Source organism: Profundibacter amoris, from assembly GCF_003544895.1.
Classification (GTDB): domain Bacteria; phylum Pseudomonadota; class Alphaproteobacteria; order Rhodobacterales; family Rhodobacteraceae; genus Profundibacter; species Profundibacter amoris.
This window is the reverse complement of the sequence record NZ_CP032125.1, coordinates 1,426,624-1,449,617: the sequence shown is the minus strand read 5'-3', so window position 1 is coordinate 1,449,617 and position 22,994 is coordinate 1,426,624. Positions and strand designations below refer to the sequence as shown.

General features: G+C 58.4%; 17 protein-coding genes. 9 read left to right on the top strand and 8 right to left on the bottom strand.

The features are described 5' to 3' along the window. Positions 1 to 15: 15 nt before the first annotated feature. On the bottom strand, positions 16 to 738 hold the full coding sequence (locus BAR1_RS07225; protein ID WP_118942395.1) for a GNAT family N-acetyltransferase: 723 nt from the start codon (positions 736 to 738) through the stop codon (positions 16 to 18). Between the two features lie 83 nt (positions 739 to 821). On the opposite strand from BAR1_RS07225, the gene msrB reads away from it, so the two are divergent. Further along, positions 822 to 1,211: a peptide-methionine (R)-S-oxide reductase MsrB gene (gene msrB / locus BAR1_RS07220; protein WP_118942394.1), complete on the top strand. Its 390-nt coding sequence runs from the start codon at positions 822 to 824 to the stop codon at positions 1,209 to 1,211. A 47-nt stretch (positions 1,212 to 1,258) separates the two neighbouring features. Here the strand turns inward: msrB and fdhF are convergent, their stop codons facing one another. From fdhF to BAR1_RS07205, 3 genes are all read right to left on the bottom strand, one after another. Beyond that, positions 1,259 to 4,012 carry a formate dehydrogenase subunit alpha gene (fdhF, locus tag BAR1_RS07215; RefSeq protein WP_118942393.1) on the bottom strand — a complete coding sequence of 918 codons (2,754 nt, stop codon included), beginning with the start codon at positions 4,010 to 4,012 and terminating at the stop codon, positions 1,259 to 1,261. Then, positions 4,012 to 5,700, bottom strand: a complete 1,689-nt coding sequence (locus BAR1_RS07210; protein WP_118942392.1) for an NAD(P)H-dependent oxidoreductase subunit E — start codon at positions 5,698 to 5,700, stop codon at positions 4,012 to 4,014. Before BAR1_RS07210 ends, fdhF begins: the two co-directional genes overlap by 1 nt. 321 nt (positions 5,701 to 6,021) lie before the next feature. Next, a complete protein-coding gene (locus tag BAR1_RS07205) occupies positions 6,022 to 8,088 on the bottom strand; it encodes a bifunctional aldolase/short-chain dehydrogenase (protein WP_118942391.1) in 2,067 nt (688 codons plus the stop codon). 93 nt (positions 8,089 to 8,181) lie between these two features. Between BAR1_RS07205 and BAR1_RS07200 the strand changes: the two genes are divergently transcribed. Beyond that, complete coding sequence (locus BAR1_RS07200) at positions 8,182 to 9,153, top strand: sugar-binding transcriptional regulator (protein ID WP_118942390.1); 972 nt, start codon at positions 8,182 to 8,184, stop codon at positions 9,151 to 9,153. Positions 9,154 to 9,269: 116 nt separating this feature from the next. On the opposite strand, the gene mtnA is transcribed toward BAR1_RS07200, so the two are convergent. Beyond that, a complete protein-coding gene (gene mtnA / locus BAR1_RS07195; RefSeq protein WP_118942389.1) occupies positions 9,270 to 10,370 on the bottom strand; it encodes an S-methyl-5-thioribose-1-phosphate isomerase in 1,101 nt (366 codons plus the stop codon). Beyond that, entirely contained in the window at positions 10,367 to 11,641 is a 1,275-nt protein-coding gene (mtnK, locus tag BAR1_RS07190; RefSeq protein WP_118944387.1) for an S-methyl-5-thioribose kinase, read from the bottom strand. The genes mtnA and mtnK overlap by 4 nt, the downstream gene beginning before the upstream one ends. Positions 11,642 to 11,837: 196 nt before the next feature. Here mtnK and BAR1_RS07185 point away from each other — a divergent pair, with 196 nt between their 5' ends. From BAR1_RS07185 to lsrF, 6 genes are all read left to right on the top strand, one after another. Continuing rightward, a complete protein-coding gene (locus BAR1_RS07185) occupies positions 11,838 to 13,370 on the top strand; it encodes a sugar ABC transporter ATP-binding protein (protein ID WP_118942388.1) in 1,533 nt (510 codons plus the stop codon). A 6-nt stretch (positions 13,371 to 13,376) separates the two neighbouring features. Then, complete coding sequence (locus BAR1_RS07180; protein WP_228408787.1) at positions 13,377 to 14,423, top strand: ABC transporter permease; 1,047 nt, start codon at positions 13,377 to 13,379, stop codon at positions 14,421 to 14,423. A 34-nt stretch (positions 14,424 to 14,457) separates the two neighbouring features. Next, the gene (locus BAR1_RS07175) at positions 14,458 to 15,510 is read left to right on the top strand and encodes a substrate-binding domain-containing protein (protein WP_118942387.1); all 1,053 of its coding nucleotides are present in this window, start codon (positions 14,458 to 14,460) and stop codon (positions 15,508 to 15,510) included. Positions 15,511 to 15,586: 76 nt separating this feature from the next. Beyond that, complete coding sequence (locus tag BAR1_RS07170; RefSeq protein WP_118942386.1) at positions 15,587 to 16,030, top strand: RbsD/FucU family protein; 444 nt, start codon at positions 15,587 to 15,589, stop codon at positions 16,028 to 16,030. 10 nt (positions 16,031 to 16,040) lie between these two features. Beyond that, entirely contained in the window at positions 16,041 to 16,718 is a 678-nt protein-coding gene (locus BAR1_RS07165) for a ribulose-phosphate 3-epimerase (protein ID WP_162891693.1), read from the top strand. A gap of 23 nt (positions 16,719 to 16,741) precedes the next feature. Beyond that, entirely contained in the window at positions 16,742 to 17,623 is an 882-nt protein-coding gene (gene lsrF / locus BAR1_RS07160; RefSeq protein WP_118942384.1) for a 3-hydroxy-5-phosphonooxypentane-2,4-dione thiolase, read from the top strand. 122 nt (positions 17,624 to 17,745) lie between these two features. Here lsrF and BAR1_RS07155 read toward each other — a convergent pair whose 3' ends face one another. Next, on the bottom strand, positions 17,746 to 19,716 hold the full coding sequence (locus BAR1_RS07155; protein ID WP_118942383.1) for a phosphate ABC transporter substrate-binding/OmpA family protein: 1,971 nt from the start codon (positions 19,714 to 19,716) through the stop codon (positions 17,746 to 17,748). A 23-nt stretch (positions 19,717 to 19,739) separates the two neighbouring features. Continuing rightward, positions 19,740 to 20,810 carry a BMP family ABC transporter substrate-binding protein gene (locus tag BAR1_RS07150; protein WP_118942382.1) on the bottom strand — a complete coding sequence of 357 codons (1,071 nt, stop codon included), beginning with the start codon at positions 20,808 to 20,810 and terminating at the stop codon, positions 19,740 to 19,742. A gap of 707 nt (positions 20,811 to 21,517) precedes the next feature. Between BAR1_RS07150 and BAR1_RS07145 the strand changes: the two genes are divergently transcribed. Next, positions 21,518 to 22,990 (top strand): Do family serine endopeptidase, encoded by a 1,473-nt coding sequence (locus BAR1_RS07145; RefSeq protein ID WP_162891692.1) that lies wholly within the window; start codon positions 21,518 to 21,520, stop codon positions 22,988 to 22,990. The last annotated feature ends 4 nt before the right edge of the window (positions 22,991 to 22,994 follow it).

The following is a 22,994-nucleotide window of genomic DNA, read 5'->3' as shown; positions in this document are numbered from 1 at the left end:
AAAGGTCAATGGCTGTTATCCCGCCACCGCGCGCAACAGACGTTTGCGGGCTTCGGGGATGGCACTGATTTCAACACCTGTAAACACATGCAGGGTATCCATTTGCCGGTCAATCACCGCGTGGTCCGATACCCAGCCCCCCATCGCCAGATAGGTGCGCAACAAGGGCGGGATGTGGCGGATGGCGTCGGCTGGGACGGGGTCGTCAGGCAGCGGCACCACTTCGGCAGCTTTGACACCAATGCGCCACGGGGCCGGAGCCTGATGGCGGGCACGCAGCAGGGCAAAGGCATCTCTGTGGCTATTCGCATCGGTGCCGGCGAAGGACGAGCAGCCAAACAGCATCCCCACCCCCTGCCCGTCCACGATCCGCGTCATCGCCCCCCAGGCGACACGGACAATCTCGGGGTCATGGTGATCAGGGCGGGTGCAGAACCGGCCCAGTTCCAGCATCGGGGATTTGAACGGTTTTAACGCGGATAGGTCATAGAATTGCGCGGAATAGCTTTGGTCAATCGTCGCCCCGTCAGGCAGCAGCATTAGGCGGTAACAGGCCACCAGCGCGCCGCTGTCCTGATCGCGCACCAGAATATGGTCGCAACATTCGTCAAACCCGTCCGCATCCTGCCCGTCTGCATCCCCCGCAAACGCCAGCGCGCGCAGGCGTTGGGCCTGCGAAACCTCGTCCGGTGTTTGCGCGCGGCTGGCGCGATAGCGGCCGCGATTCAGGATGTCCATGTTCAACCTCTTGTGATGGCTCTTGCTTTTCATCACGTCTGCCTGAATATGGGCAAGGTAGTCGCGAAAGAACAGGGGAAAACATGGCGAAAATCAGCAAAACCGATGCCCAATGGCGCGAACAGCTCTCCGACCTTGCCTATAAGGTGACGCGCAAGCATGGAACCGAACGGGCCGGAAGCCATGAGGATTTCCCGAAGGGGGCCGGTGTATTCCATTGTGTTTGCTGTGGAGCGCTCCTGTTCGAGCAGTCCACAAAATATGAGTCCGGCAGCGGCTGGCCCAGTTTCTATGCGCCAATCGACGGGGCGGTGGGTGAATCCGAGGACAGCAAGCTGTTCATGCGCCGCACCGAGGTGCATTGCGCCACTTGCGAGGCGCATTTAGGGCATGTGTTTCCAGACGGGCCACAGCCGACGGGGTTGCGCTATTGCATGAACGGGGTCGCGCTGCGATTTGAGCCGAAGGAATAAGAGATTCTAAGCCTGCGAGAACGGGCGATAGCCCCATAACACTAGGATCATGCGCCTGCTTTTTCCACTTTGACCGCGGCAAACTTGAACTCGGGGATTTTGCCGTAAGGGTCCAGGGCCGGATTGGTCAGGATGTTGGCCGCTGCCTCGACATAGGCAAACGGCAGGAACACCATATCGGTCGCCACAGACCTGTCAGCGCGGGCCATGATTTCAACCGAGCCGCGCCGGGTGGTCAGGCGGATCATTTCGCCAGGTTCCACCCCCAGTTCACGTAAAGTGCGCGGGTGAAGCGAGCAGTTGGCTTCGGGTTCCAGCGTATCCAGCACGGTCGCGCGGCGCGTCATTGACCCTGTGTGCCAGTGTTCCAGTTGCCGCCCCGTGGTCAGGATCATCGGATAATCCGCATCCGGCGCCTCGTCCGGTGCAATCACATTGGCGGGGGTGAACAAGGCGCGTTTGTCGGTCCGCGGGAAGCCATCGCCAAACACAATGGCCTGTCCGGGATCCTCGGGAGACAAGGACGGATAGGTCACCGCCCCTTCAGATTCCAGCCGCTCCCATGTGATGTTGTCCAGACTTTTCATATTCAGCGCCATTTCCGCGAAGACTTCGCGCGGGTGGGTATAATTCCAGCCCAGCCCCAGTCGCTTGGCCAGTTCGACCTCGATCCACCAATCAGCGCGCGCATCCCCCGGCGGGTCAAGGGCTGCGCGGCCCATCTGCACCTGGCGGTTGGTATTGGTGACGGTGCCGTCCTTTTCCGCAAACGCGCTGGCGGGCAGGATCACATCGGCATAACTGGCGGTTTCTGTCAGGAAGATGTCCTGTACCACAAGGTGGTCAAGTTTGGCCAAGGCTTGGCGTGCGTGGGTCACATCGGGGTCCGACATGGCCGGATTTTCACCCAGAATATACATGCCATTGATCTGCCCCGCGTGAACCGCATCCAGAATTTCGGTGACGGTCAGCCCCTTCTCGGCGCTGAAATCGCCCGATTTCCAGACCTCGGTAAAGGCGCTGCGCACGCCATCATCGGTCACGGATTGATAATCCGGCATGAACATCGGGATCAGCCCCGCATCGGACGCCCCCTGCACGTTGTTTTGCCCGCGTAACGGGTGCAACCCCGCGCCGGGTTTGCCAACGTTACCAGTCATCAGGGCAAGGCTGATCAGACAGCGCGAATTATCGGTGCCGTGGATGTGTTGCGACACCCCCATACCCCAGAAAATCATCCCCGCCTTGCCTGCCGCAAAGGTGCGGGCGGCGGCGCGGATGTCATCAGCCGCGATGCCACAGATATCGGCCATCTTTTCCGGCGTAAAATCGGCCAGATGATCCTTTTCCGCCTGCCAGTTTTCAGTGTATCTGGCGATATAGGCGTCGTCCTGAAGCCCCTCGTCCACGATCACATGCATCATCGCATTCAGCAGCGATACATCCGCACCGGGCCGGAATTGCAGCATATGGGTGGCGTGACGTTTCAGCGCCTGCCCGCGCGGATCCAGCACGATCAGCTTGCCGCCGCGTTTGGTGAACTGTTTGAAATAGGTGGCGGCGACGGGGTGGTTTTCGGTCGGGTTACACCCAATCACAATCGCCACATCCGAGTTGTTTATTTCGTTAAAGGTGGCCGTCACCGCGCCCGATCCGACATTTTCCATCAGCGCGGCAACGCTTGAGGCATGACACAACCGCGTGCAGTGATCGACGTTGTTGTGGCCGAACCCCTGCCGGATCAGTTTCTGGAACAAATACGCCTCTTCGTTGGTGCATTTGGCCGAGCCGAAACCGGCCACCTTGGTGCCGCCCAGATCAGACAGCCCTTTGGCGGCAAAATCCAGCGCCTCGTCCCAGGTGGCCTCGCGGAAATGGGTCAGCGGGTTGGCGGGGTCAACGTTCAGCCCCTTGGTGGGCGCATCCGCGCGCCGGATCAGAGGTTTCGTTAAACGGTGCGCATGATGGATATAGTCAAAGCCAAAGCGGCCCTTGACGCACAGGCGCCCCTCGTTGGCGGGGCCATCCAGCCCCTCGACATATTTCACCTTGCCGTCTTTGATTTTAAGCGAAATCTGACAGCCAACGCCGCAGAAGGGGCAGACAGAGGCAACTTCACTGTCAAAATCAGCGCTGTCGCCCTGCCCTGTTTCATCCAGCACAGTGGCAGGCATCAGGGCACCCGTGGGGCACGCCTGCACACATTCGCCACAGGCCACGCAGGTGCTGGCGCCCATCGGATCATCCATGTCGAAGACAGGGTAAGCATCATGCCCGCGGCCGGCCATGCCGATCACATCATTCACCTGCACCTCGCGACAGGCGCGCACGCACAACCCGCATTGGATACAGGCGTCCAGATTGACCCGCATCGCCACATGACTGTTATCTAGCAGCGGTACGCGGGCAGAATCAATCGCCGGAAAACGGCTGTCCGTCACGCCGGTTTGCGCGGCCACATCCCACAGATGGGCGGATTTGTCATGCGCCTTGTCCAGTTCGGGCTGATCGGCCAGCAGCAGTTCCACCACCATCTTGCGGGCCGTTTTGGCACGGGCGGAATTGGTAGTGACCTTCATTCCTTCAACAGGGGTGCGGATGCAAGACGCGGCCAATGTGCGCTCGCCCTCGATTTCCACCATACAGGCGCGGCAATTGCCGTCGGGGCGGTAGCCTTTGGCCGGTTTGTGGCACAGATGCGGGATTTTCAACCCGCGCCTGTTGGCGACTTCCCAGATGGTTTCGCCTTCGTGCGCGATGGCCTCTTTGCCATCCAGAATGAAACGGATTTCCTTGGCCATCACTCTACCTCGCCTTTGAAGTGTTTCATGGTCAACCGGATCGCGTTCGGGGCCGCCTGCCCCAGCCCGCAGATGCTGGCATCCTCCATCGTCTGGCACAGTTCTTCCAGCAAAGGCATATCCCAGTGATCGGCCTGCATCAGTTTCACCGCTTTTTCACAGCCCACCCGACATGGGGTGCATTGGCCGCAGCTTTCATCCTCGAAAAACCGCAGCATGTTCAGGGCGGCGGCGCGCGCGCTGTCCTGATCGGACAGGACCACCACAGCGGCCGAGCCGATGAAGGTGCCATGCGGTTGCAATGTGTCGAAATCCAGCGGGATGTCGTCCATGCTGGCGGGCAGCAGGCCCGAAGATGGTCCGCCCGGCTGATAGGCCATAAAGCTGTGGCCGTTTTGCATCCCACCTGCCGCCGAGACAATATCGGTGATGGTCGATCCGGCCGGTAGCAGATGCACACCGGGCTGTTTCACCCGCCCCGACACCGAATAGCTTCGCAACCCCTTGCGGCCGTTCTTTTCAACCGAGTTCAGCACCTGCGGTCCCTCGCGACACACCCGCGCCACCCAGTGCAGGGTTTCGACGTTATGCACCAGCGTGGGGCGACCAAACAGGCCTACTTCGGCCACGAACGGCGGGCGGTGGCGGGGCAAACCGCGCTTGCCCTCGATGCTCTCGATCATCGCGCTTTCCTCGCCGCAGATATAGGCGCCGGCACCTCGGCGCAGCTCGATATAGCCTTTTGGAACTATAGCTTCGGATTCCAGTGCCTTGATTTCACGCCGCAATATCTCCAGAACCGCCGGATATTCGTCACGCATGTAGATATAGCAACGTTCGGCCTGAACCGCCCATGCGGCGATCAGCATCCCCTCCAACATAAGATGCGGGGTGCGTTCCAGATAGTAGCGATCCTTGAAGGTGCCCGGCTCGCCCTCGTCCCCGTTCACAGCCAGATAACGCGGGCCAACGTTGCCCCGCACGAAACCCCATTTGGTGCCGGATGGAAACCCTGCCCCGCCAAGCCCGCGCAGGCCGGAGGACAGGATTTTCTCCTGCACCTGCTCCCAGTCGCCGCTTTCACGCAGGCGCTGCAATTCAACGTACCCGCCATCCGTCCTGTAGTCGGCCAGCCCCTGATAATCAGGGATATGCGCATGGGTATCCCCCGCCGCAATCGCCGCCTGAATCGCCCCGGCGGTTGCGTGATCAATATGGTTATGCCCCAGTTCCACCACCGGCGCGGTGTCACAGCGGCCCATGCAGGGCGCGCGAACCACCCGCACCTTGTCAGCCTCCAGCCCGCTTTCCAAAGCCGCCTTCAATTGCGCCGCTCCCGCCATTTCACAGGACAGGCTGTCGCAAACCCGTATGGTTAAAGCAGGCGGCGGGGTCTCGCCCTCTTTCACCACATCAAAATGGGCATAGAAACTGGCGACCTCGTAAACCTCGGCCTGACTGATGCGCATTTCTTCGGCCAGTGCGCGCAGATGGGCGGCGGACAGATGGCCATAGGCATCTTGCAGGATATGCAGGTTTTCAATCAGCAGGTCGCGGGACAGCCGGTCGGGGGCGATCAGCGCCCGAACCTCGTTCCAGGCGGTGTCATCCAGTTGGCGGCCCTTGGGCATATGCCGCCCCTTGCCACGCCCCGATTTCCAGATGCCGGATGTGTCGTCTTTGGCCATGGTCTTGCCCCGCTGCAAATTATCCCGAATCCGAGTCTCTGCCCCATAGGGGCACAGTTCAAGAATAAATTACACTTATATACGGGGCAAACATATGTGATCCGCGACATTGGTGCAGTGATTGACGACATGGGGTTGTGCCGCCTGACGGCGTCACCCCGCGCGCGCCCCTGTCGGGGCACGCGCTTTTGCCTCCGGCGGAGGTATTTTCAGCAAGAAGAAGCACATCTCCTTCTTCTTGCCGTCAAATACCTCCCGAGCGGAGCGGGAATCGCCCCGAAGGGGCCAAAACAAAGAGTGCGCCGCAGGCGCTCCGCATGGTTAGCGTAGTGCGGCCTCGATGTTACCGCCATCCACTGTCATTACATGCGCCGTGGTGCGTTCCGACATCGCCAGCGCCACAAAGGCGTCGGCCACATGGCGCGCCTCGACCTCGCGGCGGATCAGGTTGCCGGCCATATAGGTGCCTTCGTCAATACCACGGGCCTTGGCGCGTTCCTTGATGAAATCGTCATCCAGCAGGCCTGAACGGATGCGGTCGGCATTGATGCCGTTCACCCGAACGCCCATCGGCCCCAGTTCCAGCGCGAACTGGCGCAGCAAAAAGAACGTCGCGGCCTTGGGCAGGCCATAGGCGCCGAACCCTTTGCCCGGATTCACCGCCTGTTTCGAGACATTATACAGCAACTGCCCGCCGCGCCCCTGTGTCTTGAACACCTTTGCCGCGGCCTTGGAAAATGTCTGGTGGGCAAAGAAATTCAACTCGAAGCTTTTGCGCAGCAGCGCGTCGTCCAGATCAATCATTTCGCCCGTCCACGCCGCGCCCGCGTTGGAAACCAGAATATCCACCCCGCCAAAGCGTGCCACACAGGCGTCAATCGCCTTTTGCGCCGCCCCCTCGGCAGTGATGTCGAGCGCAATACCGTCGTGATCCGGTCCCAGTTGCGCCAGCCCCTTGGCCAAGGCCTCGTCAAACAGATCGACCAGCATGATATTCGCGCCCAGATCGGCAAAGGCCTGCGCCGTGGCCAGCCCGATTGCCCCGCCGCCACCCGTGACGATCACCGTATGACCGGCAAAGCGCGGGTAGTTGCGCGAGGGCAATTTGGCCTGTTCCAGCGACCAGTATTCCATGTCGAACAGATCTTCTTCGCCTACAGGGTGGAAGCCGCCGCAATCCTCGCCCATGCTCATGGCGGCGATGTTCTGTTCTGCCAGATCGGCGGCGATGCGGGCCTCGGTTGCGTTTGCACCCATGCCGATGATGCCGATCCCTTCGATCCATGCCATATCCGGCACGGGGTTCAGCATGATCTTGCCGCCCCCCACACGGGCGTTGTTGCGCTCGAAATAGGCCGTGTAATCAGCGATATAGGCGTCAACGGCGGCGGCAATCGCATCGGAGCCACCGGCCAGCACCTGTTCTGTCAGCACCAGCGGGAAATTCTTGGTGCGGATCACATGGTCCGGCGTTGCCACCCCGCGTTTGGCCAGTTCCTGCCAATCGGAGCGGGCCAGAAATTCCTGCACGTTGTCGCCTGCGCGCAGGTCCATAACCGGCATGAATGTATCGCGGTTGCCCAGAAACTCGGCGCGGCGTGCCCCAAGGATACCGCGCAGAAGCGGCATCACCTGAACCGCTTTGGCCTTCATCCCCGCATCCGCCGGTCCGGAGTGTTTCAACTTGCGCCCCGTCTTTTGCGCCACCCAGTCCTCGACCATGTTCACATGGGTGATCATCCGGTCATAAGCCAGCTTGGCACTGTCGCCAAAGGTGAAATGCCCGTGGTTCAGCAAAAGCAAGCCCTCGACATCAGGATTGGCCTCGTAAACCTCTGCCGCTGCCTTGCCCAGATCGAACCCCGGCATGTGGAACGGCACAACGGCCACTTTGCCGCCGAAAATCTCGTCCACAACAGCCGCCGCATCGGGCAGATCGGCAATCGCCAGCATGGTGGTGGCGTGGGTGTGGTCGATAAAGGCGTGTGGCAGATAGGCGTGCAGCAGGATTTCCACCGACGGATTCGGCCCGCTGGCGTCCAGCATGTTGCAGCGCACGGTGTTCACCATATCCTCGTCCGACAGAGCATCGAGCGCGCGCAGGGCCAGCAATGGCTCCAGCCGCACCGCCGGCATCCCCGCCGGTGTGATCTGTGCCAGATCATTGCCGCTGCCCTTCACATGCAGCACTTTCACGTCATTGCCGAACAAATCCTTGCGCAGCACCTTGCAGGAGGTATTGCCACCGCCATGCTGCACCAGCGCCATATCCGCCCCCAGCAGCCGCGAGGCGTAAGCCTGAACCGCCAAATCCCGATCCGCCGGGTCCGCCCCCGCCTCTGCCGCAATATTTTTCGCCTCGATGTCGTCCCAACGGTTTGCAACCATGATGCACCTGTGTAATTTCCGATCCATACCCCGCCGATCGGGGCTTTTTGACAATTGTCAGTATATAGTGTCAAATATAAAAAAGGAATAGAAATGGCAACGGTCACGCGCAGACGCAACACAGGACAGATCACGGGCGAAAGCATCGTGATCGAGGCGGCGTGGCTGTATTACCACGATGGCATGAACCAGACCGAAATTGCCAGCCATCTGGGCGTATCACGCGCCACCGTGGTCAATTACCTGCAAGAGGCCAAGGAACGCGGTTTTATCCGCATATCGCTGGCGCCCAAGGCCTTTACCACCCACCGGCTGGCCGAGGAAATGCGCGAACGCTTTGGCTTGGCCGCCGTTTATGTGGTGCCCGACGGCACCGGCACCGAAGAAGACGCGCTGTTGCGGGTGGCGCGCGGGGCGGCGGAGTGGCTGCCCTCGCTGCTGGAACCGGGTGACAAGCTGGGCGTATCGTGGGGGCGCACGGTTTACGAAATGGCCGAGGCCATGCCGCAGGTGCAGACCGACCGTATCACCGTGTCGCAACTGGTCGGGTCGATGGCCACGCCTTATGGGTTTACCGCCGAAATCTGTTCCGCCCATCTGGCGCAACGTCTGGGCGCGAAACTGATCAACCTGCACGCCCCGGCGGTTCTAAGCGACCCTGAACTGGCCACCCGCCTGCGGGCCGAGCCGATCATCAGGGATCAAATAGATGCACTAAGCCACTGTAACAAAGCAATATTTGCGGCAGGATCGTGCGATCATAGTAGCCATATCGTCAGCAGCGGGTTGGCCAGCCATTCCGATCTGGACTGGTATATAAAGCGCGGTGCAACCGGCGTTTTGTGCGGGCGGTTCATCGACGCCGCCGGACGGTTCATCCCCGGCGAGCTGGACGACCGGATGATCGGGGTGGAACTGGACAAGCTGCAAGGGCTGGACATGGGCCTGCTGGTGTCGGTTGGCGCCGACAAAGTGCGACCGATGCTGGCGGCGATTGCAGGGGGATATGTGACCCATGTGGTTACCAGCGTTGCCACCGCCAAGGGGATGTTGGCGGCGGGCTGATCCCTGCTGTTTCAGGGGGGGGGGTGGCGAAAAGCATTTATCAAAGAAAAGCCCCGCCTGTTTACCGGTTGCAATAATAACGCAAAACAGGCGGGGTTTTACCGTGAGTGGTATTTCTATTTCCGAACCCTGTCAGGAAACAGCGCCGCCAACCCTTCGGGCGAGGCTTCGCAAACGCCGCGCTCGGTGATCAGGCCGGTGACCAGCCGCCGTGGTGTGACGTCAAACGCCGGATTGCCCCCCGGCGTGCCGTCGGGGCTGATCTGCACTTCGGTTACTGTGCCATCAGCCAGTTTGCCCTGAACATGGGTGACTTCGGTATCTGTGCGCTCCTCGATCGGGATTTCGGCCACGCCGTCCTTGACCGTCCAGTCAATCGTCGGCGATGGCAGCGCCACATAGAACGGCACATTGTTGTCCCTGGCGGCCAGTGCTTTCAGATAGGTGCCGATCTTGTTGCACACATCCCCGTGTGCGGTGGTGCGGTCGGTGCCGACGATCACCAGATCGACCTGCCCGTGCTGCATCAGGTGGCCGCCGGCGTTATCGACGATCAGGTGATGCGGAATGCCGTGGCTGTTCATTTCCCATGCGGTCAGCAAAGCGCCCTGATTGCGCGGGCGGGTTTCGTCCACCCAGACATGGATCGGGATGCCGTCCTGAACCGCATGATACATCGGGCTGGTGGCGGTGCCCCAATCGACCGTGGCCAGCCAGCCGGCGTTACAGTGGGTCAGGATGTTCACCACCTCGCCCGGCTTCTTCCTGGAGGCTATTTCACGAATGATTTCAAGGCCATGCACGCCGATCATGCGATTGCATTCCACGTCTTCATCGGCAATTTCATGCGCCCGTTTCATCGCGGCTGCCGCGCGTTCCCCCTTGGGCAGCGGTTTCAGCAGCGCGTTCATTTCGTCCAGCGCCCAACGCAGGTTGATCGCGGTGGGGCGGGTTTCGTGCAGGATGTCCCATGTTTCGGCCAGCGATTTGTCGGACGGGTCCAGCGCCATCTGGACCGCCACACCATAGGCGGCGGTGGCGCCGATCAACGGCGCGCCCCGCACCCACATATCGCGGATCGCCACCACGAAATCATCGCGGGTTTTCAGGTCGACCACGCGAAATTCATGCGGCAACCAGCGTTGCTCGATGATCTGCACCTGCCCGCTTGGTTCATCGAACCAGATCGAACGGTAATGTTTATCGCCTACTTTCATGACTCTTTCCTTTGTCCAATCATCCGCGCCTGTGAAATCACGCTGTCCAAATCTGCAAATACCGCCCTGTTCACCGTCAGCGAGCGTCCCAACCGCAGCCCCCTGCCCTCGCAATCGGCGCGCAACGCCTCGTCCTCGATCGTGTCGTTTTCGGCGATATGGGCCAGGCTAAGGGTGCGGCGGATCATTTCGACACCGGCAAAGCCCAGTGTATCCTCGAAAATATGCTGCAACCGCGCCGCAAGCGCCTGTTCGGACGCCAGATAATCGCCCTGATCCTCGAACAATGTGGCCTGATACAGGATGCCGTTGCGCTCGGTGCGCCACAGGTGCGAGAATTCATCGCAGAACCCGCGCCAGATGTCGCTGATCACGCCCAGTATCCATTCCTGATAGTCCGCCCGCGCCCCTTCGGATTCGGCGTGACCGGGCTGGGCGTAATAGGCCATAAAGAAGTTGGCCAGCAACATGCCGATGTCAAAGCCCATCGGGCCGTAGGTGACGAATTCGGGATCAATCACCATGGTTTCGGTATCGGTCACCATGATCGAGCCGGTGTGCAGATCGCCGTGCAGCATGGTTTCGGCGTTATTGGCGAATTTGGCCTTCATGTCCTGCGCGGCCACCTTCAGATCAATATCGGCGCGCAGCCGACCCACCAGATCATCCAGACCCGGCGTGTGGTGGTTCAACTCGGCCTCAAAATAAGGGTCGGAAAACACAAGGTTTTCGGTGATGTCGCACAGTTCGGCATTATCGGCAAACAGCGCCAGATCTGCCTTGCGTTTGGCGGTGTCCATCGACAGGTCCGAGCCACGGAACATGGTCTGGCCCAGAAACCTGCCCATTACCCCGGCCAGACCGTCGTGTTTTTTGCCCGCCATCAGCGAATGGCGCAGGATTATGTGCGGGGTCAGGAACTGCATCACGATCAGCGCCTGATCCTCGTCGAAATGATAGATTTTCGGCACCAGACCGGGCGCGCGTTCCTCTTGGCGGATCAAGGCGTGATATTCAAAGAACGCCCGTTTTAACGGTAAGGGCCAACTGTCCCCAACCAGCCGCACATAGGGCAGCGCCTGTTTGACGATCACGGCACCTGCGGGGCTTTTGACGATGAACACAAGGTTCAGGTTGCCATCCCCCACTTCGTCCGCGACCCATGTGGAAATATCTGTTCCCAAGTGGTCCGTCACCGCCGAAATCCCGCCCAACCGCGCGGGAATCGTTTCGACCGTTAAGGGTTCGTAACCGGAGCTTTGTTCTGACATGGTCCCCTCCATCTTTGGGATCGGTCGCATTTAACCCTATATTTCAAAGGGTTTCGGACAGACCCGCATGATCGCCCCGTCCTTGAAAAACGCGGCTTGTTGACCGTAGCATTGTAAACAGATCGTCATTTGTCAATGCCCATTGACATTTGATCACAACGCCATAAGATCGCTTGCTATCGGGGGAAGGATAAGCATGTCCAAAGCTGCTGTTGAAATTCAGGGACTGACAAAAGCGTTCGGCACAAACCGCGTGTTGCGCGGCATTGATCTGGAACTGAATTCAGGTGAAGTGACGGTGTTGATGGGGGCCAATGGCGCCGGTAAATCAACGCTGGTCAAGGTGATCTGCGGGGTTCATCCGGCGGACACCGGCACAATCCGCCTGCATGGCGAAGAGTTGAAAACCACCACCCCCTCCGAGGCAATCCGCGCCGGTATCGTCACCGTTCACCAGAACATCAACGACGGGGTGATTCCCGATCTGGATGTGGCCTCGAACCTGATGCTGGACACATTGGCCGAACCGGGCAGCGGGTTTTTCCTGAAACGGCGCGCCATCCGGCAAAAGGCGCAAAAACTGGCACAGTCCATGGGGCTGGATGTGGATGTAAACCAGCCGGTCAGCGAACTGGCACTGGCTGATCGTCAACTGGTCGCCATTGCCCGCGCGATGGCGCATGAACCCAGACTGATGATTCTGGACGAACCCACATCATCCCTGTCCGCAACCGAAGCGGCGCGGCTGTTCACCCTGCTGGACCGTCTGCGCGATGCCGGTGTGGCCATCCTTTATATCTCGCACCGGACCAGCGACATTCACCGCATTGCCGACCGGATTGTCAGCATGCGCGATGGCGAAATCGTTGGCACTTTCGAGGAAAAGCCGCTGGATTATGAGGCCGCCGTGAACGCGATGCTGGGCCACAGCATGTCCGAGGTCGATCTTGACATCAAATCCGCCGGTCAGCCTGTGCTGGAGCTGAAAGATCTGCAAATCCGCGAAGGCACATCGAAAATCAACCTGACCGTCCACGCGGACGAGGTTCTGGCAATCACCGGCCTTGTCGGATCCGGCAAATCGGAACTGGCGGCCATTCTGTACGGGTTGAAGAAACCGGCGGGTGGTGCCATGTCCCTGCTGGGCGCCCCCTACAATCCGAAATCGCCGCGTCACGCGATTGATACAGGCGTGTTCATGTGCGCCAAGGATCGCGGCACCAACGGCGTGTTACAGGACCACAACCTGACCAAAAACATCACCGCCCCGTTTCTGGCGCGGTTTTCCACCCTGTCCTTTGTCAACCGCCGGCACGAGGCCCGCGCCACGCGCCAGACCATCAATGATCTGAACATTGTCTGCCAGTCCGAACAGGATGACATCGGCACATTGTCGGGCGGCAACCAGCAAAAGGTGGTGATCGGGCGCTGGTTAAGCCAGCCGTCGGATCTGTTGATACTGGACGAGCCATTTCAGGGCGTCGACATCAAGGCCCGCCGCGACATCGGTGCGAAAATCCGCGAGACGGCCAAGGGGCGGGCGACCATCGTTCTGGCCTCGGAAATGGACGAGGTTCTGGAAATCGCAGACCGGATCATCGTGCTGGCGGATCATGCTATCGTCGGTGAACACCGCAACATTGATCTGGACGTAAAACAGGTGGTGGCCGAAGTTGCAGGCATGACAAACGGCACCAACGGACAAACCAATACTCAAGTGAACGGATAACCGAAAATGCAGGACGGCACGAATACGCACAAAGACATGGCGCCAAAGAAAACCTTGGTGGACTATGCCATCCGTTACGGGTTTTTGACCCTGCTGGCGGGCTTGTTGATCTTTTTCTCGGTATCAACCGACGGCTTCCTTAGCCCCTATAGCGCGGTGTTTATTTTCCAGTCGGTGGCGATCACCGGCATTCTGGCGCTTGGTGTCACATTCACACTGGTTGTGGACGGATTTGACCTATCGATCGGATCAACCGCGACATCGGCGCTGATGTTGTCGGCCTATGTGATGGTGGTGCTGGAAATGAGCGCGGTTGCCGCCGTCATTGCCTGTCTGGTGATGGGCGCACTGATCGGGCTGGTAAACGGGCTGCTGATTGTGAAAATGAAGGTGCCCGATCTGCTGGCAACATTGGGGATGATGTTCCTGCTGATCGGGCTGCAACGCATCCCGACCGAGGGCCGTTCCATCGCCACCGGTATGAAACTGCCCGATGGCACCACAGCAAACGGCACATTCGCACCGGAATTCCTGTGGCTGGGCCGTCACCGGTTCGATTTCTTTATTGATAACCTGATCCCGGTTTCGGTAGTTATTCTGGTGATCGTGGCCATCCTGTGCTGGGTCTTTCTGGAACTGACCCGCCACGGGCGGTTGATGTATGCCATCGGCTCGAACGCGCGCGCCGCCGCGCTGGCGGGGACCAACGTCAACCGCTACAAAATTCTGGCCTATATGATTTCCGGCGTGCTGGCCTCGGTCGGGGGGATTTTGCTGGCGGCGCGTCTGGGGCGCGGCGATATTGCCTCGGGCAACAACCTGCTGCTGGATTCCGTCGCCGCCGCCCTGATCGGTTACGCCGTGATGGGTGTGGCCAAACCGAACGCTTTTGGCACCGCCATCGGCGCGCTGTTTGTCGGCATCCTGTTGCAAGGGCTGACCATGATGAACGCGCCTTACTACACACAGGATTTCGTCAAGGGGGCGGTGCTTGTGATTGCCCTCGTCTTTACCTTCGTGCTGACCGGTCGGCGCGGCGGATCAACCCACTAGACTGCACTACTAATTAAAAAGGGAGAACCATAATATGAAACTGACACGACGTATCGTTCTGGGTATGGCGGGCGGGGTTGCAGCACTTGCAACCGGCTTTGCCACACCAACATTCGCGGGCGAAATGCCGGCACCTTTCGACAATGCAGGGGATGTGAAAATCGCGCTGGTGCGCTATCTGTCCACCGGCGATTTCTTTCAGGCCTATCTGTCGGGCGTTGAAACACAGGCTGCCGCCCTTGGCGTTGACCTGCGGGTATTCGACAGCCGTCAGGATGCAGCCCTTCAGGCCGACATGGTGGATCAGGCCATCGCCCTTGGCGTGGATGGCATCATCATCCAGCATGGTCTGACCGAATCCATGCAAGAGGCCGCACAGCGCGCCATCGATGCCGGGATCAAGGTTGTGGCGTTTGACGTAAACGTCGAAAACCCCGCCATCCCGCAGATCGAACAATCCGACCGCGATCTGGCCCGTCTGGCGTTGGAGCAGGCCATCAAGGACAATGGCGAATCCTGGAAGGCCGGTTATGTCTATGTGGCCGGCATTGCCCCGCTGGACCGGCGCGACGAGACATGGGTCGAGTTCAAGGCCAAATATCCGGGCATCGAGGAAGCCGCCCAGTTCGGCACGCTGGACAACCCGATTGCCAACTCGGTTGCCAATCAGGCCCGTTCGGTTTTGCAGGCAAACCCCGACATCACCGTGATGTTCGCGCCTTATGACGAATTCGCCAAGGGTGTGAAAATCGCTGTGGACGAGGCCGGCATGAACGAGCAGATCAAGATCTACTCGGCCGACGTATCCACCGCCGATATTTCCGCCATGCGTGAGCCCAACAGCGCATGGGCCGCCACCGCCGCCACCAACCCCGCTGTTGTGGGCGAAGTATCGGTGCGGGCACTGGCCATGATGCTGGCGGGCGAAGACCCCGGCCACAACGTGATCATTCCGCCCACCCTGATCACTCAGGCCATGCTGCATGACAAAGACATCAAAAACATGGAAGAACTGTCGGCCAAACTGCCCCAGTTCGCCCATGCCGATGTCGCCGTACCCGCTTGGATGCCCCTGCCCCCGCGCTAGGGCTGTGATACGGACCTGACAACGGGGGCTGCCGCAATACCGGTCGCGGCCCCCATTTACGGTAAAGGAGCAAAGGATGCTGATCGGAATAGACGCCAACATGACGCCTGATTTGCTGGATTGCCTGATGCGCATGGGGCATGGCGATGAAATCGTTGTAGCCGATGCCAATTTCCCTGCCGGCTCGACCGCTGCCCATACCCATTGGGGCGACGTGATCCCCCTGCCCGCCATGACAGCCCCCGATGCGATCAAATTGATCACCGGTGTGATGCCTCTGGACGGTTTTTCCGACGCCTGCGCGTGGCGGATGCAGATTGATAACGCGCCCGATGATATGGGCGAGGTCCACACACAGGCCTTTGACATTCTATCCGCCGCCATGCCGGAAGGGGCCGCCCTTGGCAGTATCGAGCGTCAGGCGTTCTATCAGCGCGCCAGGGGTGCCTTTGCTGTGGTTGCCACCACTGACATGCGGCCCTATGGCTGTTTTATCCTGCGCAAAGGCGTGATTTTCTAGGAATGATATGATGAACATCAATGATCTGAAATCCCGCGCCAAAGGCATCAGCCTTGGCCTGTTTGCCGCCGATCTGGGCAACCTGCGCCGCGCGGCGCAAAACGTGGCCGAGTGGGATTGCGACATCCTGCATTTCGACATCATGGATGGCGTGTTCGTACCACAGATGATTGGTGGCCCGGGTTTTGTCGCCGCGATGGATCTGGGCCTGCTGCGTGATGTGCATCTGATGGTGCAGGATCCCGCCGCCCATGTAGAAAGCTATATCAAGGCCGGTGCCGATATGATCACCGTGCACGCGGAATCCGATAATGCCGCCGAGGCGATCAAAATTATTCAGGCGTCCGAACGTCCCGTCATGGCGGGCCTTGCCCTGATGCCCGGCACCACGCTCGATGATGCAGCCCCGCTGCTGGCGCTGAACCCCGATATGATCCTTGTGCTGTCGCTCGACCCGCGCGGCACCCCTGCCGACATCCCCGCCGCCTGCGCCCGTCTGACGGAACTGCGCAAAATCGCCCCCGATGCGATGCTGGCCTTTGATGGTGGCGTGACGCTGGACAGTATTGCCGAAATCGCCGCCTGCGCCCCCGATATGGTGGTCAGCGGCAGCGCCGTTCTGGGTGCCAAGAAACCCAAACGTGCCTTTGCCGCAATGGTCAAGGCGCTTGAAACCGCTAACACTTAAACCCGAAAAGACAGGAACACGACATGGCAGATATCGACGACATCAAAGACGGCAAAGACTTTGGTCTGAACACCCCGCAGGACAAACAGGGCTTTTTCCTGAAGGGCCTTGCCAATTACGACTGGGGTATCAAGAACAAGATGAGCCGCATCTTCAACCCGAAAACCGGCCGCACCGTGATGCTGGCCTTTGACCACGGCTATTTCCAGGGGCCGACAAAGGGGCTGGAGCGGATCGATCTGAACATCCTGCCGCTGGCCGAACATGCGGATGTGCTGATGTGCACCCGTGGTGTGCTGCGTTCGATGATCCCGCCGACCCTGACAAAACCGATTGTGATGCGCGCCTCGGGCGGCAACTCGATCCTGTCGGAACTGTCGAACGAAACCATTGCGGTAGCGATGGATGACGCGGTGCGCATGGGCGTTTGCGCCATGGCAGCACAGGTCTATATCGGTGCGGAATACGAACATAAATCCATCACCAACGTGATCCGCCTGATCGACGAGGGCATGCGCGTCGGCATCCCGACACTGGCCGTCACCGGCGTTGGCAAAGACATGGCCCGCGATGCGCGCTACTTTGGTCTGGCCACCCGTATCGCCGCCGAAATCGGCTCGCATTACGTCAAAAGCTACTTCATCGAGGAAGGCTTTGAAAAAGTCGTCGCCGGCTGCCCCGTGCCAATCGTGATTGCCGGCGGCAAGAAACTGCCCGAGCTGGACGCACTGGACATGGCGTTCCGCGCTGTTGATCAGGGTGCTGCCGGTGTCGATATGGGCCGCAACATCTTCCAATCGGACGCCCCTGTTGCAATGATCAAGGCGGTTTCCAAGGTTGTGCATGAGCTGATGCCCGCCAAGCAGGCGTTCGAGCTGTATAACGATCTGAAATCCGAAGGCTGATAGAGCCGTAAGGCGAAACAGTTTCAAGGGCGGCCTTTCAGGGCCGCCCTTTTTCATATCAGAAACAAGAAAACCGCGGCCGTTTTACCGGTCGCGGTTTTGTTTTTCAGATGGTTATGAACCTAACGCAGTTTGTCCTGGTTCGAGCCACGGATCCATACTTCGACCCGGCGGTTCAACTGGCGCCCGTCCAGCGTTTCGTTGCAGCCAACCGGCGCAACCGGACCAAAGCCGAATGTCTTGACGTTCGCCGCGTCCAGAATACCGATGGTGCTGTTCAGAATATCGGCCTTGGCGCGCTCGGCGCGGGCTTGGGACAGAACAATGTTGTTCTTGAACACCCCGACCGCATCACTGAAGCCGATCAGCAGGATATCGTTGCCGTCAAGTTCGCCTTTACGCACCAGTTCGGAAATCCGGCGCACATCGCGCAGGGCACGATCGTCCAACTGGGCCGACCCCGACACAAACCGCAATGTCGTGGACAAACGGTCCGCTGTGGACACCTCGGCCAGATAATCGCGATAGGCGTTGATACCTGCGCGATCGATTGACGATGCAAGCATCGCGGACAACAGACGTTCGCCCTGCTCACTCATGGCTTGCTTGTCAATCGCCAGTCCAACCAAACCGGCCTCTTGCGCAGCGGCCTGACCTTCATCCGAGGACAGGTATTCTGCCAGGCTTTTCGACAGGTCGGGCACTTCCTGACCCTGAAGGGTATACAGGTTCCAGCCCATCGTCAGCGGATATTCTTCGGTCTGCAACGAAAAGGAATTCGCGCTCGAGAAGATATTACAGGCATTGCGGGTTGTCGGAATGGCGTTGCCTTTATTCTGCGAACGATAAGATACGGCGAACGCCATCGGATCATCGGCAATCGCTTTGTTCAATTCGTCCAGTGTTTCATGGACCATCACATTCGCAGCCAGCCGCAAACCGCGCGGGGCCAGAATGTCGCGTTTGATCACCCGTGCCAGATTGCTGTCTGCATTCAGCACATGCAACTGGATCGCGCCATCATCGCCGCCAACATCTTTCCAGTTGGTAACCCGGCCTGACAGAACATCCCCCATCTGTTTCAGCGAAACCGAACGCACGCGGTTTGCGGGGTTCATGGTTGCCGTCAGCGCATCAAGCGCAATCGTCTGGGCGTTCAGGCGTGAAGCCACATCACTGGCCCGCATGTTAACGATCCCTGCAATCTCCTCTACGGTGAAAGCCTCGCGGGTCAGGGCAAAGGCCGCATCACCCGAAAACAGCGCCTTGAGCGAGGCAATATCGTCCGTCGGTGTAACCGTGATACTGGCAACCAGTTCACCTGTATTATTCCCCAGCAGATAGTTTACTTCGGTTCCGTCATAGGAAATCGACCGCGTCACATTCAGGGATTTTTCATTGGCAAACCGGTTTAGCGCCTTGCCGATAAACTGCTCGCCGACACCGGCAGGGGATGCGACCTTGAATTCGGCCACAACAGGGCCAAGATCAGGGCAGGCATCACCAACACAGGTCACAAATTCACTGCGGACCGTCAGAACACCCTGTTCGCTTTCAATCACATAGTTCGTGCCGTCATATTCCTGCAAATTGCCGGTAAACCGTGTCCCGTCCCCCGATATCAGGCTGACGGTTCTATCCACTTGCTCTTCTGCCTTGTCACTGGGGCAGGATGCCCCCTCGCAGGTCACGAACTCGCTGCGGATGGTCAGAACACCGACAACGGTTTTCAGCGTGTAGTTCGTGCCGTCGAAACCCAGCAACTCGCCACTGAAAGTTGTGCCGTCGCCCGACTTCAGAACGACCGTCCCGTCATCGGCGGCAACTTCGGGTTCCGCAACCGGACAGGCCGTACCGTCGCAGGTGACCAGATCACGGCTCACGGTCATTTCACCCACAACCGTTTTGATCACATAGAAGCCGTCATCGACACTCAGCAGTTCACCAGTAACCGAAATCTTCTTGTCCGGTGATTGTAGCGTAACCGTATTATCCTGCGCTATGGCGGCAGGCGCCAGCAAAGCCAAAGTTGCCCCAAAGGTCATTGCTATTAATTTATTATACTTTTTCATCATACTCTCACGTTTTGTCATCGGAATTCCCCATTGCTATCAAGCTATTGCGGGATAATCCCGGTAATCCCCTCGACGAAAAAGAACATCGTCAGCAGTTCACTGTCGCTTGCTGTTTCACCAGCAGCCAGCCAACCACTTCCGTCCTGTTTGCGGATCGGTCCGGTGAAGGGATGTAGGCGCCCTTCTTTGATTTTGGCGATTGCATCATTGGCCTGGGCCTGCACACGCAAAGGTATCAGGTCGGAATACGGTCCGATTTCCAGCATGCCCGAGGCAAGACCGCCCCAGGTGTCATGGCTTTCCCATTTGCCATCCAGCAGGGCCTGAATACGGTCGATATAATAGGGTGCCCAATGGTTGATTGAAGACGTCAGGCTGGCATCAGGACCATAGGCTTTCATATCGGAATCCTGCCCGAACGAAAACGCGCCCAATTCCTGCGCAACCACCATCGGCTCGATCGTGTTTGTATTTTGCATCAACACATCAGCCCCGTTCGCGATCAGATCGCGTGCGGCCTGCGCTTCCAGTTCGTGATTTTCCCAGGTGTTCAGCCAGACGATTTCAAACTGGACATCCGGGTTTACAGAACGGGCCGCTAGAAAGGCGGCGTTGATGTCGCGGATAACATAGGGAATTGCATAGGAAGCAATATAGCCGATCTTGTTCGTCTTGGTCATATTGCCGGCAACAATCCCCTGGATGACCCGGCCTTCGTATGTGCGAATGCTGTATGTCGAGGAATTGGGCGCCCGCACAAACCCGTTGGAATGTTCGAATTTAGTGTCGGGATTGGCAAATGCAGCGTTCAGAACGCCATTCAGATAGCCATAGGATGTGGCGAATATCAGGTCATACCCCTCAGCGGCCAGTTCTTTCATCTTGGCCTCGCCCTCGTCCCCTTCTGCTATGTTCCAGAAATAGCTGACCTCGATCTTGTTGCCGAAGTATTCTTCCACCTCTATACGGGCGCGGTCATGTTCAAATGACCAACCGATAGTATCTTCAGGGGTGTGATACAGAAAAGCAATTCGCGGCTTGTCCTGCGCCCATGTCGGGGCAGATGACAGCATCACGAACAGCGCGGTCAGAATTGTAGCAACTAGTCGCATTAAGGTCTCCAAAATCAAACACAGAAACCGAGTCCGTAAACGGAGGCTCGATATCATAATTCACTACACCAATCGGGCAGCGCAGCACTTAACCAATATCCTTAAGGTGGATCAATTGAGTTGTGAACCCTGTATTTATTAACAACTGTAAAATACCTGTAAATGATTGATAATATGTAGTTTTGTTGTTATTTGGTCACGTTATAATTTTGCCATAATTCAAATATTCCCGCCGCAATTCAGTATCTTTACTACCTATTGGTGTGATTTAAATTATTGCCAATTTGAATATAATCCCCCCTGCATCCATAGTATTATTTCCTGCATTTTTTGAATCTGGGAAGAATCTGCGCCGCCCCGTCCAAGTCAGAAAAATAAGTGGAAAATCCCGTTTTAATAATTTTCGCACCCGATTTGGCGCTGTTCCGAATTAGGCAACATGCATGTCATAATGCAAAACATTGGGCACAGTCGCGATACAAACTTGAGGTTGTGTGGCAAAAATAAGGCAGAAACCGCCGATCGACACAAAGCAATTTTCGTTCCTATGCCTGGAAAACCAGAGGAAAGATCGTAATTTTGGCCCGATTCTAATCAACCGGTCCTATATCTCCGGCAAAATGAAGCTTTTGTAATGTTACCGTCATATGCTCTCCATCCCGCACAACCATATCCATGAGCAAGAAACACTCTTGGAAGGAAGAACAATGAGAAACTCTCGCAGATACAACACCGTGCGCCGCGTATTGCTGGGCAGCACGGCCGCCGCCATTGGTGCTGTCGGTCTGATGATGCCTATGCAAACCACCGCGCAAACCGCCACCGTGGCCCCGATTGCCTGGACACAACCCGCCAATCTGGCCGATCTGATCGAGGTGGTCAGCCCCGCCGTGGTCAAAATCACCGCCACCCACAGCGGAAAAACAGCAGAAAACATCCCACAGAACATGTTGCCCGACAACCTGCCCGAAGGTCCGATGGGCGAAATGTTCAAACGGTTCTTTGACGAACAGCAAGGCGGCCCGAAGCAGTTCCGCAATGCACAGCCCACGCAGGCGCTGGGATCCGGCTTTGTGATTGACGAGGACGGTATCATTGTGACCAACAACCACGTTGTCGAAGGTGCGGACAAACTGAGCGTGACCCTGAAAGACGGGCGCGAGTTTGACGCCACCCTGCTGGGGACCGATCCGAAAACCGATCTGGCGGTCCTGAAAATCGACGCGGGCGGCAAGCTGCCCTCGGTCAAATGGGGGAACTCGGACAAGCTGCGGGTTGGTGATCCGGTCTTTGCCGTTGGCGCGCCGTTCGGTCTGTCCGGCAGTGTGACCTCGGGCATCGTTTCGGCCCGTGGCCGCGATATCGGCGCCGGCCCCTATGATGATTTCATCCAGGTGGACGCCCCGATCAACAAGGGCAACTCGGGCGGTCCGCTGTTTGACGCGCAAGGGAATGTTGTGGGTGTGAACACCGCCATCTACTCCCCCTCGGGCGGCAGTGTCGGCATCGGCTTTTCGATCCCTGCCGATCTGGCGAAATCCATCGTTTCGGAAATCGCGGCGAATGGTCAGGTCGAACGGGGCTGGCTGGGTGTCAGCATCCAGAACGTCACAAACGATATTGCCGAAAGTCTGGGGCTGGACAAAGCCAAAGGCGTGATCGTCGATAGTGTGCAGGACAACAGCCCCGCCCAACAGGCCGGCGTGAAAAGCGGTGATGTGATCATCGGCTTTGGCGATACCGAAATCGGCGATGTCGGCGACCTGACGCTGGCGGTGGCGGATGCGGAAATCGGCAAGAATACCGAGATGAAGGTCTATCGTGGCGGTAAAACCGTTGTGCTGGAACCCAAAATTGCCAAACTGAAAACCGATGGCACCAAGGTTGCTTCCAGCGACATGTCTCCGGATATCAACATGGGCAGTCTGGGCCTTGCCTTGCAGGCCGAAGGTGACAGCGTCATCGTAATGGCAGTCGAACCTGACAGCGGTGCCGCATCGGTCGGGTTGAAAGAAGGCGATATCATCGTTTCGATCAACCAGAAGCCGGTCAACAGTCTGGCGGATGTCAACGCCGTGATTGACGACGCAACCGAGGCCGGACGCCCCTCGGTTCTGGTGCAGATCGAGCGCGACGGCAACCGCCGCTTTGTTGCCATCCCTTTCTCTGAAAAGGGCTAATATA

What these genes read in the sequence shown, in the direction of transcription:
- BAR1_RS07175 (WP_118942387.1), top strand. Translation starts at nt 14,458, where the DNA reads ATGAAACTGACACGACGTATCGTTCTGGGTATGGCGGGCGGGGTTGCA.
- BAR1_RS07170 (WP_118942386.1), top strand. Translation starts at nt 15,587, where the DNA reads ATGCTGATCGGAATAGACGCCAACATGACGCCTGATTTGCTGGATTGC.
- BAR1_RS07180 (WP_228408787.1), top strand. Translation starts at nt 13,377, where the DNA reads ATGCAGGACGGCACGAATACGCACAAAGACATGGCGCCAAAGAAAACC.
- BAR1_RS07150 (WP_118942382.1), bottom strand. Translation starts at nt 20,810, where the DNA reads ATGCGACTAGTTGCTACAATTCTGACCGCGCTGTTCGTGATGCTGTCA.
- BAR1_RS07185 (WP_118942388.1), top strand. Translation starts at nt 11,838, where the DNA reads ATGTCCAAAGCTGCTGTTGAAATTCAGGGACTGACAAAAGCGTTCGGC.
- BAR1_RS07225 (WP_118942395.1), bottom strand. Translation starts at nt 738, where the DNA reads ATGGACATCCTGAATCGCGGCCGCTATCGCGCCAGCCGCGCGCAAACA.
- mtnK (WP_118944387.1), bottom strand. Translation starts at nt 11,641, where the DNA reads ATGTCAGAACAAAGCTCCGGTTACGAACCCTTAACGGTCGAAACGATT.
- fdhF (WP_118942393.1), bottom strand. Translation starts at nt 4,012, where the DNA reads ATGGCCAAGGAAATCCGTTTCATTCTGGATGGCAAAGAGGCCATCGCG.
- BAR1_RS07210 (WP_118942392.1), bottom strand. Translation starts at nt 5,700, where the DNA reads ATGGCCAAAGACGACACATCCGGCATCTGGAAATCGGGGCGTGGCAAG.
- BAR1_RS07145 (WP_162891692.1), top strand. Translation starts at nt 21,518, where the DNA reads ATGAGAAACTCTCGCAGATACAACACCGTGCGCCGCGTATTGCTGGGC.
- BAR1_RS07200 (WP_118942390.1), top strand. Translation starts at nt 8,182, where the DNA reads ATGGCAACGGTCACGCGCAGACGCAACACAGGACAGATCACGGGCGAA.
- BAR1_RS07205 (WP_118942391.1), bottom strand. Translation starts at nt 8,088, where the DNA reads ATGGTTGCAAACCGTTGGGACGACATCGAGGCGAAAAATATTGCGGCA.
- mtnA (WP_118942389.1), bottom strand. Translation starts at nt 10,370, where the DNA reads ATGAAAGTAGGCGATAAACATTACCGTTCGATCTGGTTCGATGAACCA.
- lsrF (WP_118942384.1), top strand. Translation starts at nt 16,742, where the DNA reads ATGGCAGATATCGACGACATCAAAGACGGCAAAGACTTTGGTCTGAAC.
- msrB (WP_118942394.1), top strand. Translation starts at nt 822, where the DNA reads ATGGCGAAAATCAGCAAAACCGATGCCCAATGGCGCGAACAGCTCTCC.
- BAR1_RS07155 (WP_118942383.1), bottom strand. Translation starts at nt 19,716, where the DNA reads ATGACAAAACGTGAGAGTATGATGAAAAAGTATAATAAATTAATAGCA.
- BAR1_RS07165 (WP_162891693.1), top strand. Translation starts at nt 16,041, where the DNA reads ATGAACATCAATGATCTGAAATCCCGCGCCAAAGGCATCAGCCTTGGC.